This is a genomic window from Rhabdobacter roseus (genome assembly GCF_014202275.1).
In the GTDB taxonomy this organism is placed as follows: Bacteria; Bacteroidota; Bacteroidia; order Cytophagales; family Spirosomataceae; genus Rhabdobacter; species Rhabdobacter roseus.
Genome location: NZ_JACHGF010000017.1, coordinates 20,883 through 39,351, shown reverse-complemented (window position 1 = coordinate 39,351; position 18,469 = coordinate 20,883). Strand labels below are relative to the sequence as shown.

Here is an 18,469-nt window from a genome sequence, read left to right as displayed (position 1 = left end):
TTTAGTGATTTAAAACCAGGCGTTGAAACCCAATGAAAACGATCGGTACTGGGGCTCCGTACCAATATTTAATTCCCGGATCGAACGATAGGCCGAGAGCATGACCAGGTTAGAGGCGTCAGCAAAGCAGGACAGCGACTTCAGATTCAGCCGGTTCGATAGGCGAATGGGTATATCATAAGTAAGCTGGAGGCGATCTAGGGTAAAGAAGTTGTCGCGGTAGAGCCAAAAGGAAGAGCTGCGGTAGTTGTTGGTGTTGGCTATGGAGCTCAGCCGGGGAAAGGTAGCCGTTGCCTTGGTGGCTTCGGTCCAGCGACCCAGGACGTAGGTCGAGTACTTGTCGTCGCCATCTACCCAGAAGTAATCGTTGGAGAGCATGCCGTCCGCGCCCGCCCGGCCGTTGCCACGCGCAAAGAGGGTCAGGTTTTTATACGATAGCTTGAGGTTTAGCCCGTACGAAAACGGCGCCTGCGACCGTCCGATACGGCGTTCGTCGTTGGCGTCAATAATGCCGTCGCCGTTTTGGTCAAGGTACTTGAGGTCGCCCGGCTTGACGGCCCCGAACGCCTGGATGGCGTAGCGGTCGATTTCGGCCTGATCAGAAAAGAAGCCATCGGCAACCAGTCCAAACCGCGCGTCGACGGGGTGCCCCGTCCGGAAGCGGTAGCTATCGGCGTAGAGCTCATCCTTCTTCCTGACCTTGGAGTTGGCGTACAGGGCATTCACCCCCAGTACTAGTGAAAAATCACCTAGCTGTTGCTGGTAGCTCACGCCCATTTCAGCGCCATGGTAGGCATTTTCGTCGAAGTTTTGGTAGGGAATATAGCTGGTAAAGTAGCTCGGGTAGATGGTCTGAGGCCGGGTAATGATATCGGAATACAGGCTAGAGAAAACGTTGGCGTCGAGCGACAAGCGCTTGTTAAATAGCATGCTTTCAAAGCCAAGGTTAACCTCCTTCCGTTTTTCAAAGGCCAGCAGGTTGTTGCCGCCGTTGACCGACACGGTACCCGCTCTGGATCGGGTACCTTCGTACCAGGAGTAGCTTCCCGAGCCGCCAAAGCGGTTGTTGTAGTAGTAGAAGCCATCAATACCGGCATCCGAATGCATGATACCCGCCGATAGGCGTACCTTCAGGTAATCCAGGAACGGGGTTGAGGAGAGGAAGTCTTCTGAGCTCATGACCCAGGCCAGGCCCAGCGAAGGAGAAAAGGCCGTCCGGTTGCCTTCGGGTAGTTTGACCGAGTGGACATACGCACTGCTGAAGTCTACCAGGTACTTACTTTTGTAGCCATAGTTCAGCCGTAGGCCCAGGTTGGCGTTCTTATTTCCCTGCAAGTCTTCCTGTACTTTATCGTTGGTCAGGAAGGCCAGCAAGGAACCGGATACCTGGTGAGCCTCCTGGAAGGTGCGATCATAATCCAACAATCCGTAGAAGCCGATTCTCCGCCGATACGAAGCATTGCCGACGTTTTGGGTACCTGAGCGTACATCCTCGCCAAATTGTCTCAGGCTAATGATACGGTCCTGCTCGTCCCAGACGGGCTCATACACCGCATACTGGTTGCTGATAAACTGGTCGTATAAAGTAAGGTAGTCAAAGCTCAGGTTGGTATGAAAAGCCAGGCCCTGCACCGAGCGGCTCAGGTCAAAATCGATACGGTTGTTGAACGAAAAGGTACGCTGAAGACGCTCCAGCTCTCCCCCCGCATAGGCCGCCGCGATGGGGTTGGTCTGGTAGGTAGTCGTACCCCCGAGTAGGTACATCCCGTCGATATCGTTTTTACGCCGCTTAAGGATGGCGTTCTCCGGATCGATGGACGAAATGGGTACCAAGGGTGCAAATAAATTAGGGCGTAGCGTAGCGGCATTGGCCCAGAAATTTCCCTGGGGGCTGCGGTCGTTATTGAGTACCACAACGGCATCCAGGGCGCTTTTGATCCAGGAGTTGACCTTCAGGTCAATATTGCCCCTGACGTTAAAGACGTTTGATTTGGCCGATTTCCCCTCCCCAAAATTATAGAGGCTTCCCGTCTGGGTCCAGCCAATGTTGGAATAGTAGGTAGCTACCCGATTGCCTCCGGAGAAGTCCATCGTGGCTCTCGAAAAGGGCCGGAAGCTTTTCAGGTACTCGCCGGAATAGTAATCGATGCTTGGGTACCGGTAGGGGTTGCCGGTGCGGTACTTCTGGATTAGATCAGGCGAGTACTGAATCCCCAGTCCGTCGTTGGTTCGGGCCTCGTTGTACAGCTCCATGTAGTCGGCAGATGGCAGGTACTCCGGTAGGGTCGTGGGCCGGGATATTCCGTAAAAGGCCGATGCATTAATCTGCCTTTTGTAGGCTTGTCCCCGCTTGGTCGTCACCAGCACGACACCATTGACCGCCTGATTCCCGTACATAATAGCCGAGTTGATGTCTTTCAGTACCGTAATCTGCTCCACCTCGGCCAGGTTGAGGGTACTGATGTCACGCGGGAGACCGTCTACCACAAAAAGAGGCGTACCAATGCCACGGACGTTCGAGCTCCCGAGCAGGCCGGGGAGCATACCCGTCAGCGCGGAAGCGACGGTCTGGGTGTTATCGAACCTCCTGAGCTGGACTGGGTCCAATACGCTGACGGCATTGACCAGGTTGGCCTTCTTTACTTTTCCGAAGGCAATCCGGACGTCATCTTTTTGGCCCAGTAAAAAGTCGGATTTCCTGAGCGTCAAGGTCTCTCGCTCCAGGTAGTCCTCGGGTTCAAAAACGGCCGACTCATAGCCTTCGGCCTCGACCAGCAGGCTGCTGGCCCCGGTTACTGCAAGCGCAAACTTGCCCGCCATATCGGTGTTGCCTACCGCGATTCCTTCGTTGGCGTATACCCAGGCTCCCTTGATGGGTTTGCCATTCTCGTCCGCTACTATCCCTTGCAGCGTTCTGCTTTGCTGCGCGCGGGCCAAGCCTGGGCATAGCAGCAACATACCGCACACCAAGACGACCAAGTCTTTATATAGTGTTTTCATGTAATTCAGTTTTTAAACAATAATTCAGGATAACCAATCGGCTACTTACCAACCCGGGTTCTGGGGGAAGCCTTCGTAGAGTCTCGTGTCACCGAGCTGGAACGGGAGCCAGTTATGCTTCTTTTCAAACACGCGGGTCACTACCACCCTTTCGCGCAGGTTGATGGGCTTCCCGTTGGGGCCGCGGTCAAAATCAATCGCTGTTTTCTGAATGTACTCGGCGTTCCCGGCTACATTCCACCGGCGCAGGTCGAAAAAGCGGTGCCCTTCAAAGGCCAGCTCCACGGCGCGTTCGCGAATGAGCTCCTTCATGAAAGCGTCTTTGGAAGCGGTAAACTTAGGAGCCAGGTTAGGGAGCTGGGCACGGTTGCGGATGGCGTTTACGGCATCCAGGGCCGTAAGTTCCACCCCGGGAGATTTGGCCGTGGGGGAGCCGTATCCGTGCAGCACGGCTTCGGCGTACATCAGGTACACATCGGCCAGGCGCATGATGGGGTGGTACGACTGAAAATTCCCCCAGCGGTTGTCCCAGGGGTTATTCCCTTTGGGGGTCCATTTCCGGTAAAAGTAACCCGTCACGCTGCCGGCCACGTTACTACTGGCCGGAGTACCGTTTCGGTGCCTGCCAGCGTTGGACAACTGGGCGAATTCGTTTTCCCGGGCGGCGGCTACATTGGCATTGTCGACCAGCCGAACCCCATCGTACACAATATCGATGTAGAAGCGGGGCTCGCGCCCGGTCCAGGGGTCGTTCGGATCATAGCCAGACTCCGGATCGTCGATGGGCAGGCCATTGGCCATGCCGTAGTTTTTGATGTAGTTGTGCGTAGGTACCTCCACCCGGTTGTTGCCCGCCCCAAACTGAACCGGGTTGGCCGTACGGTTGGTCGTGAACCGTACGAAGTTGGGAATGATGACGGTAGGGTTCATGATAACCTCCGTTCCGCCCGGACGCTCCCGGTTGCCGGGGGACCAAACCCAGAAATTATCCGTCCAGGTTTGCCACGATTGCAACCGGTACGTACCTGATTCATTACAGATCCGGATAACCTCGGCGAAGGTATCGGCGGCTCGTTTGCACAGCTCCACGTCGTAGGTATTGATGCCGGTCGAAGATTCGTTCATCATCGGGCTTGCGGCGTAGAGCAGGTTTTTGCCCATCAGAGACAGGGCGTGGATTTTCGTGATCCGTTGTGAATTATTTCCCAACGTTGCCTGCCCTACGGCAGAGTCGTCCCATTTTAGGGGTAGTAAAGCCGCGGCGGCTTCAAAGTCCCTCGCCACTTTTAGGGCGGTTTCGCGGTAGCTCAGCCGGGGTAGTTTCAGCTCTTCCGAGGAAGATAATACTTCATCGATGTAGGGCAGGCCGCCGTACCAGCGCATGAGCTCGAAATGAAAATAAGCCCGGAAGAACAAGCATTGTCCCTCGATTACCCGGCGGGCTTCGGGGTCGGCGTTGGTCAGTAAGTCGAGCTTACTCAGCCCCAGATTGGCCTTCCGGATGGCGTACCAGGCAAAAGGCCATACCCGCATGCGGGTGAGGTTGCCACTGTACGTGAAGTTGGGGCTGGCTCCGTACAGGAAGGTGCCCTGGTTCCAGTAGTTGCCGTCGTCCCAGGGAATAGGTACATTGGATAATAATTCGTCCGAAGCGCTGAAGTTATAGTATTGGTTTCCTCCCAGTACTTTATGGATATCCACGATGCAATCGTACATTTCTTCCACAAACCCCTGAAAACTGACAAAGCTTCCAAAAACGTCGGTATCGGTGATGTTGGCCTGGGGGGCGCGGTTCAGGTAGTCTTCGCAGCCGCCGAAGATAAAGCCGAGGCTTACGATACCGGCTACGAGGCGTATTCTATTTTTATGCAGTAGATCTTTGAGAAGTCTCATAGTTTAAAACGTTAAGTCGATACCGATGTTAATCCGTATGGGAGTAGGATAAGCGCCTGCGCTGGCATCCCCTCCCGACGAGGCCGCTTCGCGATCGTCGGGGAGCCTTGACCAGAACAGGAGGTTGTTTCCGTTGACGTATGTGCGTAGGTTGGAAAAGCCGAGGCGTTTCAGGACCGGGGGTTGGAAGGTGTAGGCGAGTTCGGCCGTGCGGAGCCGGAGGTAGGAGCCGTCGTAAATGAAATAGTCTCCAATGAACTGCCCCTGTGATTTCCACCGGGGAAGAAACGAGGTGGCGTCGGGGTTGTCTTGGGACCAGTGGTCTCGGACGTGCGCAAAGAGTGTATTCTGGAACTGGTAAAAATTGCTCAGCGGGATATTGCGCGAAACGTTGTTTACGCCGTAAAACTGCACCATGACGCTAAAACCCTTGTAACTACCGCCCATCGACGCGTTGTAGTTGTTTTGGGGTACTTCCGAGTAGCCAAAGGGAACGGTGTCATCGTTGGGTGTAATGACGCCATCGCCGTTAAAATCAAGGATGTTGTAGTAGCCCGGTAGCTTGTGGAGGTCATTGGTTTGCTGAGGCGTACTGGCAAATACCTCATCCCAGTTGTTATAGAAACCGCTACGTACCTGCGTCCTGACTTGCCCGATCTGATAACCGGCCTGCTTGAGGTAACCTACCTGGAAAAAAGGGTCGTCCCGGTTGATGATCTTGTTTTCGGTATGGGTAACGGCAAAGGCTCCCCACAGGTGCACCCCGGATGGAAACGCTTTGTTGAGCCGTAGCTCCAGCTCGAACCCTTTGGATTTCACCTGGCCGAGGTTGGCGGCCGGAGGCGTAGCGCCAAAGTACGGAGGGATGGCCCTGGAAGTACCACTGATGATAATGTCGGTGCGGTTGTCGGTGAAATAGTCAAAGTTGATGGACACCAGGTCTTTGAAGAGACCTATTTCCGCACCATAGTTGGTTTTACGCGCTTTTTCCCAGCGAATATTCGGGTTTCCGACAATCTGCTCCTTGTAGAAGAAGTAGGGACTGCGCTCGTTGGGGTTGGCATTCAAAAGGGCCGAATTAATTCCCTCGCCTCCGTAGCGGTACTGCGATTGATACGCCCAGCGCGCGCCCCCGGTGTCATCGCCCACCATCCCGACACTGTACCGGAATTTCAGGCGGTTCATCCAATCCAGGTTAAAGAATTTTTCGTTGGAGGCATACCAGCCCAAGGCCAGGGAGGGGAAGAAGTCAAAACGATAGCCCGGTCCAAATTTCTCCGAACCATTATAGGCTCCGTTGAATTCGAACAGGTACCTGGTGTCAAAATCGTAGGTGGTGCGGAAAACCCATTCTTCCCGGTACGTCGGGAACATGCTGCCCTGGGCATACTGCTCTCTTTTGAAGAGCCCCATCCCGCCCACATGATGCCGGTTGAAGTCACCCACGTAGTTGAGTTGGTGTTGATGCGTCAGCCTGCGGGTGATGGCCGAAGCCGAAGTGGTTTCTGCGTTGATGTTCCAGGGCGTCACGACCCAGTCGAACGCATTGGCGGCTACCACCGGGGTAGCCTGGGTGTATTCGCTCGGGTCTTGGTCGCCGCCCCTGTAGAGGTCGGGAAACACGATTTTCCCGAGCAGGTTCCCTTCGGGACGGGCGTGGTTCTGGTCGCCGATGCCGCCTACCGTTTGTATGCCGTTGTCGTAGAATAAGGTACCCGTATAGCTCAGCCCTTTGATCAGAAAATCAAGCTTTTGCTCCAGTAGGAAATCCGCCCGGAGCTCTACGTTGCGCTGTTGCCATACGCCGGTATTGTAAATCAAGGCCACGGGATTTTGCAGGGCTTCCGGAGGGAGGGCATAGCTCTGTCCCCAGCTGCCGTCCTCGTACTGGGGCAGAATCACGTCGGGAGGGAAGCGGTAGGCGGCCGCCCAGGCGAGGGGGTTGGTGCCGGAGCTTCCGTTATTAAACGAGTAGTTGGTGTTTTTTTGGCTGAACAGCCCGGCCAGATTGACCCGCATGTTGGTCGTTTTGGTGAGCTTGAAATCGAGGTTGCTCCGAAAATTGAAGCGGTTGAAACCATAGCTGGGGTCGTAGCCTTTATGGTTATCGTATTTTTTGAACATATCTGACTCGTTGAGGTAAGCCAGTGACCCGAAGTACTTCACGAAGTTGCTTCCTCCCGTTATGTTTAGATTGGCTCGCTGCGACCACGACACCTCCCGAAACATGGCCTTGGCCCAATCGACATTGGGGTACAGCATGGCATTGGTGGGCGACTGCGGGCGCTGGTAACGCAGGGCTACATCGTAGGGGACGTAGTCGGCCCAGGACACCGGGCTGAGCAGACCTTCCCGCTCGATCATCTCGTTGCGGGTCATGATGGCTTCGTACGAATCCAGCTTTTCCGGCAACCGCGATACCGACAAGGCCGTGGCGCTATAGTTTACCGAAAGCTGTGGCTTGGATTCGGACCCCCGTTTGGTGGTGATCAGGATGACCCCATTAGCCCCGCGTACCCCAAAAACCGCCGTCGCCGAGGCATCCTTCAGCACGGATATACTTTCTACTTCGCTGACGTCCACGTTGCTCATTTCCCGCTCCACGCCATCGATCAGAATCAAGGGCTGACCGCCGTTCCAGGTATTGCGGCCCCGAATGTAGATGTCGGTCGCATTGCCAGAGGACAAAGTACCCCCCGGCTCGCCGCTGGACGTGATGGTCGTCAAGCCGGGGAGCTGCCCGGTGAGGGCCTGCTTGAGGTCGGTTACGTTACCCGTTCGTCTCAGCTCTTCGTTGGTCGTTTGGACAATAGCCCCCACGACACTCTGTTTTTTCTGCGTTCCAAAACCCACCACGACGACCTCATCCAGTATTTTTTCGTCAGACCGCAGCGTAATCGCGATGGAGGTTCGGCTGCCGACTACTACCTCCTGCGGCACGTAGCCCACGAAGGAAAATACCAGCACGGCGGCCTGGTCAGGTACCTCAAGCGTGTAGTTCCCCTGGGCGTCGGTGATGGTACCCCGTTGGGTACCTTTGATTAAAATACTCACGCCCGGTAGCTCTTCCCCTTTGTCGTCGGTCACCTTCCCCCGAATCGTAACGTCCTTGCTTTCGGCTTCCAGTACGGGGGTTGCCCGTGGTTCCGTGCCCGCCTTATTGTGCAGGCTCTGCTGCCTTTCCTCTTTCTTTTTGATGACGATGGTCTGGTCAACGATCTGGTAGGTCAGCGGCTGCTCTTTCATGAGCTCGTCCATGAGCTCCTTCACCGACCCCCCCGTAAAGTCCAGGGTCACGCGCTTGGCCTTTCGGACCAGCTTATTGTCGTAAAAAAAAGTATAACTACTTTGCTGTTCGATGCGGTGGAATACCGTCGTGAGCGGGGCGTCTTTCACCGATAAAGCCACCTTTTGCGAAAAGCTGGCTGCCGACACGTGTAGGCAGGTGATCGCCAGGATAAAGGACGAGAGCTTCATCACTACCATTAGTTTGAAAAAGTAACGCTTATATATATACGTTTTTTTCTTTTGTAAAAAAGAATGCATATATTGGGTTGGTTTTGGGTTTCTGAATTGTTTTTTGGACCACGAAGAGCATAGCAACCCCGGCTCGCTATCCGGCGAGTAGAGGTAGAACCCGAACTGTCAACCGTTTCAGGTCGCATCTGAAACGGTTTTTTGTTACAGGTTGCCTAGGTTTCTGATTTTTGTTGTGTCATAGGCATTGGTAGTATTACTCGATGATAATTATTTTTTTTCCTTCAAGCTTAAAATGCACGCCTCCCAGCTCCAGAATCTGAAGTACCTTCGACAGGGGCGTATCTCGTCCAATTTGCCCCACAAATTCGTACTCTTTGATCGGACCGGCGTAATCTACCTCCACGTCGTACCAGCGCGATAGCTGCCGCATGAGCTCGGGTAGGTCTACGTTATCAAACCGAAAGTACCCCTCTTTCCAGGCCATGACAGAGCGGGTGTCCACCTGGCGTACATGGACGGAAGGCTTTGAGGTTCCGTAGGCGAGCAAAGCCTGCTGGCCGGGCTTGAGCAGCCAGCCCTCGGGGCGGTCGCCTGCTACCTCTACTTTGATACTTCCCTCCAAGAGGGTCGTCCTGATGCTTCCCTCGTCGGCGTAGCTGTTCACGTTGAACTGCGTACCCAGTACTTCAACGGTTTGGGTTCCGGTGAGGACCTTGAAGGGTACCCGACGTTTGCCTTGGGTTACTTTGGCTACTTCAAAGTACACTTCTCCTTTAATTTCCACCACGCGCTCCTGCTCCGAAAACACCGTCGGGAAGCGGATCGAGGAGGCCGCATTGAGCCACACCAAGGTACCGTCGGGTAGTTTTACTTTGTACTGACCCGCCTTGGGGGTCGAGATGGTGTTGTAAACAACCGCCGCGTGCGGGGCGGGCGTAGAAGTACCGGGCTGCCCGTATTGCTGGTAAATAATTTCGCCCTCCTTGGTTTTAAGAATGGCGGCGTTCTTTTCCCGGGCTAGCTCGCCGTTTTCCGCACTTTCCAGCTCAATCTGCTCGCCGTTGGCCAGGGTAAGAATGGCCCGATTGTCGCCGGGGGGAGCGTCTATGTGGGTGGCGATCTGTTCGTCGGGTAGGTGGTTGGTGAGCGCTTGCTCGTAGAGCCAGTACGTAGCCGCCAGCACCGCCAGGAGCACCGAGGCGGCCGCCAGCCATTTGGGCCAGAGCTTGATCACGCTCTTTTCTTCGGGTTGCTTGGGTACGGGCAAGGCTTCCCAAATCGTGTCGAGGTACTTTTCCAGGTTTGCGTCCGGAAGGTCAGCCCGCTGGGTTTTGGCCATGGAAAGGTACCAGCTTTCCAGAAGGGCCTTTTCGGCCTCGGTAAGGGTACCTTCACGGTATTTTTTGAGCAATTCGCGGGCCTGAGATTCCTTCATGAGGAGCAACTTTTTCTGCTTTGTATCGGTAAGACGGCAAAGTCAGGCGCAGGTAGTAGCTTGATCGTAAAAAAAATGAAAAAAATTATAGAAAGCGGAGGAAGAAGGCGCAGAGGAAGGCGATGTCTAGCTTCTGACGTAGAATAGAAAGCGCACTGTTGACTTGTTTTTTAACGGTTTTGTCCGAAATATTGAGCTCCTCGGCAATCTCCTTGTAGCTGAGGTTGTCCCGGCGGCTGAGCTCAAATACCTCCCGCATACGGGGCGGAAGCAAGGCCACCTCCCGTTCGATCAGTTCGCTGAGTTCTTTTTCCCGTACCTGCTGGTCGGTCACGTATTCCCCTTCGTCGATAAAACGGCCCAGCGAGCGGACGTACCGATCTTCTACTTTTTTGTGGGCTATGAGATCTAGGATGCGGTTCTTCACGGAGCTGTACAAGTAGGACGACAGGGACGTTCTGAGGACAATGGTATTTCGTTTAATCCAAAGTACCGCAAAAAGCTCCTGGATTACATCTTTGGCCTCTTCTTCATCCCCCAAGATGCGGTATGCGTGTATAAACAAAGCTCCCGTGTAGCGCTGATAAATTTCGGCAAAAGCCAGCCCATCACTCCCGGAAAGCAGGAGCATCAATTCGGCATCACTAAATTCGGAATATATAGCCATTGTCGACAAAAGTATAAATATATCGCAAAATAATGATACTGTTGACTAAATTTTGAAAAATCTTATTGACAGGAAAAAAGGAATATACCGCTCAGACAAGGTTGATTTTCAGGTATCATGGCGGCATGGGCCTACGGCAGCCTCCGGGAAAAGGCTGATGAAAGCGAGCCGGGGAAAGCAACAAAGTACGGGAAGAAATCTTCTCGCTCAGTTTAAATTATTGTGATCATTGCGGGCAAGGATCTAAAGACAAACAGGATGAATGACCTCCGAGGCTCGGCGTACTTTTCCCCAAAAGGGTACTTGGCACGCCACAAAGCCCCTGGGCCGGATTCGTTGGTCCGGTCCAGGGGTACCTGCAAAAACCTGCGATCAGGGTAGGTAGGGGTACTTACGAGCGACAGGCAGGGCCTTTGGTGATGGGAAAGTATTACAAATTCTTCTTTTTCAACTCCCGCACGGCGTAGTCGGCGGCGCGGGCGGTGAGCGCCATGTAGGTGAGCGAGGGATTTTGGCAGGCGTTGGAGGTCATGCAGGAGCCGTCCGTCACGAAGACATTCGTCGCTCCCCACACCTGGTTATGGGCGTTCAGGATCGAGGTCTTCGGGTCACGGCCCATGCGGGCGGTACCCATTTCGTGAATCCCCAGGCCGGGTGGCTGGTTGGTGTCGTAGGCGTAAATATCTTTGAAGCCGGCTTTTTCCAGCATATCGGCCCCGTCGCGGATGATCTCCTTAAGCATCGTGAGCTCGTTTTCCTTAAACTCAAAATCAATCTCGATCTGCGGCAGGCCCCAGGCGTCTTTTTTCGTATTCGATAGCGTCACTTTGTTGTCCGCGTAGGGCAGGCATTCGCCCATGCCGGTCATCCAGAGGCTCCAGTCGCCGGGCTGGGTTAAGGCTTCTTTGAAAGCGGCGCCCATCGTTTCGGTCGTTTCCCGGCCTACCTGGCGTGAGCCACCGGCGGCGTAGGCGTACCCGCGCTGAAAAGTAGACTGCACATCTTTCCCGACGTTGCGGAAGCGCGGGATGTACACGCCCGTGGGCTTGCGGCCGTAGTAGTACTGATCCTGAAAGCCTTCGTGCTTGCCGCCAAAGCTCGCGCGGTAGTTGTGGTCCATGAGGTAGTGGCCCAGCACGCCGCTGTCGTTGCCGAAGCCGTTGGGAAAGCGCGATGAGGTGGAGTTCAGCAGCAGCGCCGTGGTATTGATGGTACCGGCGTTCAGGAAAAGTACGGAGGCGTAGTACTCGGTTTCCTGCTTGGTTTGGGCGTCGATGACGCGCACCCCAACGGCCTTCTGCTTTGGCTCGTCGTAAATAATGGAATGTACCACCGAATGCGGGCGCAGCGTGAGGTTACCGGTGGCTTGAGCGGCCGGGAGGGTAGCCGAGTTGCTGCTAAAATAAGCCCCAAAAGGACAGCCCCGGGCGCAGCGGTCGCGGTACTGACAGGGGCTGCGGCCGGGTAGCTCGCGGGTCATGTTGGCAGTCCGGGAGGTAATCAGCTGCCGGTCGGGGTAGTTTTGGGCAATACTTTTCTGGAAATGCTTTTCGAGACAATTCAGCGCCATCGGTGGCTGAAATTCCCCGTCGGGTAGGTGCGGGATGCCGTCGCGGTTGCCGCTGATGCCCGCAAATTTCTCGACGTAGGAGTACCAGGGGGCAATGTCCCGGTAGCGGATGGGCCAGTCGACGGCGATGCCCTCTTTGGCGTTGGCTTCAAAGTCGAGGTCGCTCCAGCGCTGGGTCCAGCGCCCCCAGATCAGCGACTTGCCCCCCACCTGGTAGCCCCGGATCCAGTGAAAGGGCTTGACCTGCGTGTAGGGGTGCTCCTGGTCTTTGACAAAAAAATGCTCCGTAGCCTCATTAAAAGCGTAGCAACTGCTGGCTACCGGATTATTCTCCTTGACCTCCAAAGGTACCTGCCCGCGGTGGGGTAGTTGCCAGGAGTCTTGCAGGGCGGTGGGGTAGTCGGTGACGTGCTCGACGGGGCGGCCCCGTTCCAGCACCAGCGTTTTGAGCCCCTTCTCGCAAAGCTCCTTGGCCGCCCAGCCGCCCGAAATGCCCGAGCCAACCACAATGGCGTCGAAGGTATTTTTTTCTTTTGCGTTGCTATTGATATGAACTGTCGACAGGGTATCACTCATCTCTTTCTTCATGGGGTTTACCATCCAAATACTTCTTTAACGTAATCTCGGCTTTGTTTCCACTCCTCGCGCACGGAGCCCGAGGGCGGGGTTTCGAAAGCCAGCTCAATGGCGGCGCGGCCTTTAAAGTTGACTTCTTGCAAAGCCTGCGCAATGCCTTCAAAATCCGTAACGCCCTGGCCCACCACATTCGTCCATTTTCCGTTTGCGTCCTGGTCGCGGAGGTGCAGGTACACCATACGCTCCCCGTAGGTACGGATAAATTCCACGGGGTCCACGCCGCCCCGGATCAGCCAGTTCAGGTCAGGACCCAGCTTGAGTTCGGGTACACGGTCCAGGGTACCTTTGAGGTCGTGTAAATTGTTTGCCACCTCAAACGTATGGTTGTGGAGGTTGGGCTCTACCTGGTGTTGGGTGCAGATACGCAGCACCTGGTGCAGCAGCTCGGCCTGGGCGTCCAGCTCGGCCTCGGTTTTGATCCGGCCCGCGTCCCCTACGGTAATGCCAAAGGTACTTCCACCCAATTGGTGAAGCCGCTCCACAACCAGCGCTACGTCGTCAAGGATGGCCGAATGCTGGGTGCGGTTCCACATGTCGCCGTAGTACGATACCCCCGTGACGGGTACTTTGTACTGCTCGATGAGCGCACCTACCCGAGGTACTACGTCGGCGTGGCGCAGGTGGATTTCCATCAGCTCGAGGCCCTGCAGGCCCGCGTACCGGAAATCGCTGAATACCTCTTCCAGCATGGGCGTACAGTCCCAGTCGGGCGGGTACTGGCTGGCGTATATCCAAATATGCCCACTCAGCGGAACCGCGCCGGGGGTACTTGGCGAGCAGCTACTGAGCAGCGGAGCGGGCAGCCAACTACCCGCCCAGGCCACGCCGGCCAGGTGGCCGGCCGTTTTTATAAATTCTCTTCGTGAAGCGGTCATTTGGTTGGGTAGCCCGTGCGGTTTCATATCTAGATAAAAGTACCAGGCAGGTACCTGTCGGATCTGCCTGGTACTTGAAAAAAACGATACTTAGTACCCGGGATTTTGTTCCAAAAGAGGGTTGGCCACCCGGATCTGCATCGGGATGGGGTACAGCTCCCGGGTTTTGGCCGAAGCCGGTTTTTCCCACCAAGGTTCGCCAAATTTACCAAAACGGATGAGGTCTTCACGGCGCTTCATTTCGTAGGCAAACTCCCGCCCGCGCTCGTTGAGCAGTTCGTTCAGCGTGAGGGTAGCGGTGGTGTAGGTGGCATCGGGGTCGCCCGGCGCAAAGGCTCTTCTCCGCACCTGATTGATCAGCGTAACCGCCTCCTGGGTAGCCGTGCCGCCGTTTTTACGCATGAGCGCTTCGGCCTTCAGGAATAGGATCTCCGACAACCGGTACATCACGAAGTCGTTGCTCATGTTGTCCTGCATACCGCGTTCGATCTCGTACTTGATGTTGCGTACGCCGTCGCCGTACCCGCCGTTGGGGTTGTTGAGCAGGGCTATCTGGGGCCGGATCACGAGCTGTTCGCCGTCCTGGTCCCACCAGCCCCAGACGGGCTGCTGATTACCGCTGGCGTCGAGGTAGCTCTGCGGGCCCACCAGCCACTGGTTGATCCGTAAATCGTTTTCTTTAAATAGCCGGAAGAACGACTCCTGCGTCACGGTCTTGCCCCAGGGCCAGCCCGGAATCCCGTAGGCGTCGCGCATGGCACCCGGCAGGTTTTGCATACCCATGTTGAAGCCCGTGGCGTAGTTGTAGTCGTAGGGTACCACCAGGATATTCTCCTGGCTATTTTCGTTACGTACCTTAAAGGGCGCGTCCCAGGTAGCATCAAGCGTGTAGTGGCCGGAGTTGATGATGTAGTCGCAGGAAGCGATGGCGTCGTCCCAGCGCGGGGTACCTGCAAATACCTCGGCGTTGATGTACAGCCGGGCCAGCAGGGCGTGCGCGGCCGTTTTGGTAAAGTGGCCGTACCAGCCGTGATCGCCTTTTTCGCCCAGCAGGTTGATGTTCGCCAGGATTTCACTTTCAATAAAGGCAAAGACTTCGGCGCGGGGACGGGTGGTGGGGTTGGCTTCGCCCACCGTAGTGACGATGGGTACATTGCCGAACATGTCGATGGCGAAGTAGTAAAACTGCGCCCGGAGGAGCTTCATTTCGGCCAGCATCTGCTCTTTGCTCAGGGGTAGATCCATGGCGCTGAGGTCCCGGCTTTCGATCTCGGCGATGAACTGGTTGCAGAACCCAATGCCGCGCATGACGTTGAACCACTCCCACAGAATGAAGTCCAGGCTGGTGGTCCAGGTGTGCTGATGAAACTGAATCCAGCGGCCGTTCTCGTAGCCCTGACCGTTCTTGACGGTCGCTACGGCTTCGTCGGTGGGGAAGGTTGCCAGCGACCAGTGGATGTCGTACACGACCTCCTGCATGTACCCGTAGGGCAGCAGGTAGGCCGCCATGACCTGGTCTTTGGTTTCGTAAAAGTTAGCCGTCGTGATTTCGCTGTACACGTTTTCGTCCAGCTCCTGGCAGGCGTTGATCCCCAGCGTACTGACCAGCAGCAGCGCCAAAGCCATTTTTCTATAGAAGGTATGCATGTTCTTTTTCATGATCAATGGAATTAAAAGTTAGCAGAAACCCCAACGGTGAAGGTGCGGGTACGGGGGTAGTAGTTTCGGAACTCCACCCCGGCGCCGGGGAAGGGGTTGATCCCCAGCTCGGGGTCCATGCCGGAGTAGTTGGTCAGGATGGCCAGGTTGAGGGCGGTGGCGTACACCCGCAGGTTTTTGAAGGGGAGGGTATAGCCCACCGTGACGTTGTCCAGCTTCATGTAATCGCCTTTTTCCAGGTAGTAGTCCGAGAAGGTGGGCTCGCCCCGGTGCTTGGGCTCGGGTCGGCCGGTGTTGGGGTAGTTGGGGTCCTGTACCCAGTCGAAAGCCGATACCAGCAAGTTGGTAGCTCCGAAGCTATTGACGTTGTCGTGGAAAATATTCTTGGAGTTCAGGACATTAAATCCGAGCGCGCTGCGTACCAGGATGGAGGCATCGAACCGGCCGATGGCGATGGTATTGGTGAGGCCCAGGTTGAAGCGCGGAATGCTGTTGCCCAGGTACTGGTAGTCGTCGTCGCCGATTTGGTCGGAAGTAACGGCCTGTCCTTCGCTATTGTAGAAAAGCCAGTTGCCGTTGTCGGTCACTCCGGCAAATTTCTTACCGTAAAATACCCCAACGGGTTGTCCTTCGGCGAGCCGCTGTACCTCTTGCCCCCAGCCCAGGCCGATGTCGGTGATGGGTTGTGCGGCGCCAAAAAACTGCTCGCTCGATACGGTCACAATTTTGTTCACGTTCTGAGCCCCCACGAAGGTGGCATTCCACCGAAACTTGTCCTGGCTCACAATCCGGGCTTCTAAAAGTAGCTCCAGACCGGAGTTGCGCATTTGGCCCGCGTTGGCAAAAATGTAGTCGTAAATATTGGGCGGCAGCTGCGCCGTGTAGTTCCCGATCAGGTTGTTGATGCGGCGGTCGTAGTAGTCCAGCGAGCCACTGATCCGGCTCTTGAAGAGCGAAAAGTCGAGCCCCAGGTTCAATTCGTTTTTGGTTTCCCAGGTCAGGCTCGGATTGGGGTTGATGGTAGGTCCGTAGCCCAAAATCCAGTTGGGATCGCCCGGAGATCCGTAAAAAGAGTACATCTGCTTCCAGGGGAAAGGCCCCACCGTAGCCAGCGACTGGTACGGGCTGAGGCTGTTTTGGTTGCCGGTGATGCCGTACCCGGCCCGGAGTTTTAGGTTGTTGATAAACCCAACGTCGTTGATGAACGCTTCGTTGCTGAGAATCCAGCCGCCGGAAACTCCCACGAAGTTCCCCCATTTATTATCGGCTCCCAGTACCGAAGCCCCCTCGCGGCGGAAGCTCACATTCAGCAGGTACTTTTCCTTGTAGTCGTAGATCAACCGCCCGAAGTACGCCAGTAGGGTTCTCTCATTCCCGAAGCTGTTGACATACACGCCATCGCGGCGGAAGCCGGGCGTCAGGTTGTTCAGGGCGGCTCCGGCACCCAGGTTGTAGTACAGGAAGGCGTTGGTGTTAAAATTGTTATTACCCGCGCCAAAACCTTCGTTGAAGATATTCTGGTACGAGTAGCCTACCAGTAAGTTGAGGTTGTGGGAGCCCAGCTGTTTCTGGTAGTCGAGCATTCCTTCCAGTACGTTGTTGGTGGTGCTGTTCTGGCTGCGGGAGGCCTGGCCGTTGATCCCGCTTTGCTGCATGTACAGCAGCCGGTTGTCGGTGTAGGAGCCCGACAGGAAATCCTGGAAGGCGTACGAATACGACACCCGCGCCGACAGATCTCCGGTGAAGGCGTAGGAGAGGTTGGCCGTACCCAGCATCCGCTTTTCTTTGCTATTGTTGGTGTTGTAGCGGGTGTTGGCGACCGGGTTCCACTGGCTGCCCTGCGCTATTTGCGGCGCTTCAAAGTACGTCCCGTCCGGATTCGTCACCGGGAAAGTCGGATTCATGTTCAGGGCCTGGCCAAAGCCATAGTAGTCGGCAAAGGTTTTGTTGTCGAAGGAGTTGGTGAGCATGATGGAAAAATCCAGCTTATCCGACAGCGCCTTGGTGTTGAGCCGGAACGTTCCGTTCACAAACCGCCGCGCCCCGACCAGGTCCATGCCCTGGTAGTTTTGAAGATTCACCGCGGCGTAGTAGTCGGTTTTGCCGGAACCACCGCTCACGGCCAGGTTGTGGCCGTGGCTGACCGGGGTGCGGGTCAGCTGGTTGAACCAGTCGGTTTCGGAGCCCATGTCGTTGGCTTCGCGGTTGATGGAGCGCGCCACGGCGCGGTACTGCTCGGCGTTGAGGACGTCGTACCGCCGGGTGATCTGGTCGGTGGAAACGTAGCCCGTGTAAGCTACCCGAGCCGGGCCCTGACGGCCTCTTTTGGTCGTGACCAGTACTACCCCGCCTGTAGCCCGGGAGCCGTAGATAGCCGCCGCCGATCCGTCCTTGAGTACATCTATTGACTCAATATCCTGGGGGGCGATGGTGCGCAGGTCGCCGCCAGGTACCCCGTCGATCACGATGAGCGGCTGTGCGCTTCCCTCGCGCGAAACGGCCCCCCGCAGCGAGAAATCCGTGGTGGCGTTGGGGTCGGAGCCGTTCGGGCGCGTCACGGCCAGCCCGGCTACTTTACCGGTGATCAAGGTCATGGGGTCGGCAATGATCCCCTGAATAAAATCCTCGGACTTCACGGTGGCAATGGAGCCCGTGACGGTTTCCCGTTTTTGGGTTCCGTACCCAATCACCACTACCTCGTTCAGGGTTTTGTCGTCGGTGAGCATTTGCACGTCAATGACCGAGCGGTTGTTGATGGCGATCTCCTGCCTGGCGTAGCCCACGTAGGAGAAAATGAGTGTTTCCTGGGTCGAGGGTACCTCCAGGGTGTAGCGCCCCTCGGCGTCGCTGATGGAGCCTTGCGCCGTACCCCGCAGCACCACCGTCACGCCCGGCAGGGCATCCCCTTTGTCGTCGGTGATGGTACCCCGCACGGAGGTACCTTGAGCCTGGGCAACATGCCCGGCCAGTAAGAGCAGTAGCGGTACTAAAAACCGGCTAAGCGTTAGGTTTTTAAGGTTAAACTTTTTCATGCTGGTGCAATTAAAAAGATGAATGTAAAAAGTAGTACTGTGTCATTTTTAGTGGGCTGGCCGGGGGCGTCACAAGTACGTTTGCCGGCTAAGGCCATCTTCCGTGGGTTCGTGTTGGGGCAGATGGCTACGTAGAAGCGGTAAGCTTTTTATGGACTTTTTTCCATAAAAGGAGTTGATTCGGGGTTCTTAGTGAGTGTTGTGCTTGTTGCATAGGCTTGG

At 55.7% G+C, this 18,469-nt stretch carries 9 protein-coding genes; all 9 read right to left on the bottom strand.

Annotated elements, in window-relative coordinates; genetic code table 11:
* Positions 1-9 precede the first annotated feature (9 nt).
* Positions 10-3,000 (bottom strand): SusC/RagA family TonB-linked outer membrane protein, encoded by a 2,991-nt coding sequence (locus HNQ92_RS27125; protein ID WP_184179462.1) that lies wholly within the window; start codon positions 2,998-3,000, stop codon positions 10-12.
* Positions 3,001-3,045: 45 nt separating this feature from the next.
* A complete protein-coding gene (locus HNQ92_RS27120) occupies positions 3,046-4,893 on the bottom strand; it encodes a RagB/SusD family nutrient uptake outer membrane protein (protein WP_184179459.1) in 1,848 nt (615 codons plus the stop codon).
* Between the two features lie 3 nt (positions 4,894-4,896).
* Positions 4,897-8,439 (bottom strand): TonB-dependent receptor, encoded by a 3,543-nt coding sequence (locus HNQ92_RS27115; protein WP_184179456.1) that lies wholly within the window; start codon positions 8,437-8,439, stop codon positions 4,897-4,899.
* A 187-nt stretch (positions 8,440-8,626) separates the two neighbouring features.
* Positions 8,627-9,808 (bottom strand): FecR family protein, encoded by a 1,182-nt coding sequence (locus HNQ92_RS27110; RefSeq protein ID WP_184179453.1) that lies wholly within the window; start codon positions 9,806-9,808, stop codon positions 8,627-8,629.
* Positions 9,809-9,893: 85 nt separating this feature from the next.
* Positions 9,894-10,475, bottom strand: a complete 582-nt coding sequence (locus HNQ92_RS27105) for an RNA polymerase sigma-70 factor (protein WP_184179450.1) — start codon at positions 10,473-10,475, stop codon at positions 9,894-9,896.
* Positions 10,476-10,905: 430 nt separating this feature from the next.
* Positions 10,906-12,633 carry a GMC oxidoreductase gene (locus HNQ92_RS27100; RefSeq protein WP_246440932.1) on the bottom strand — a complete coding sequence of 576 codons (1,728 nt, stop codon included), beginning with the start codon at positions 12,631-12,633 and terminating at the stop codon, positions 10,906-10,908.
* 5 nt (positions 12,634-12,638) lie between these two features.
* Positions 12,639-13,556 (bottom strand): sugar phosphate isomerase/epimerase family protein, encoded by a 918-nt coding sequence (locus tag HNQ92_RS27095; RefSeq protein ID WP_221307561.1) that lies wholly within the window; start codon positions 13,554-13,556, stop codon positions 12,639-12,641.
* A 90-nt stretch (positions 13,557-13,646) separates the two neighbouring features.
* Positions 13,647-15,215 (bottom strand): RagB/SusD family nutrient uptake outer membrane protein, encoded by a 1,569-nt coding sequence (locus tag HNQ92_RS27090; RefSeq protein ID WP_184179444.1) that lies wholly within the window; start codon positions 15,213-15,215, stop codon positions 13,647-13,649.
* 11 nt (positions 15,216-15,226) lie between these two features.
* On the bottom strand, positions 15,227-18,247 hold the full coding sequence (locus HNQ92_RS27085) for a SusC/RagA family TonB-linked outer membrane protein (RefSeq protein ID WP_184179441.1): 3,021 nt from the start codon (positions 18,245-18,247) through the stop codon (positions 15,227-15,229).
* Between the last annotated feature and the right edge of the window lie 222 nt (positions 18,248-18,469).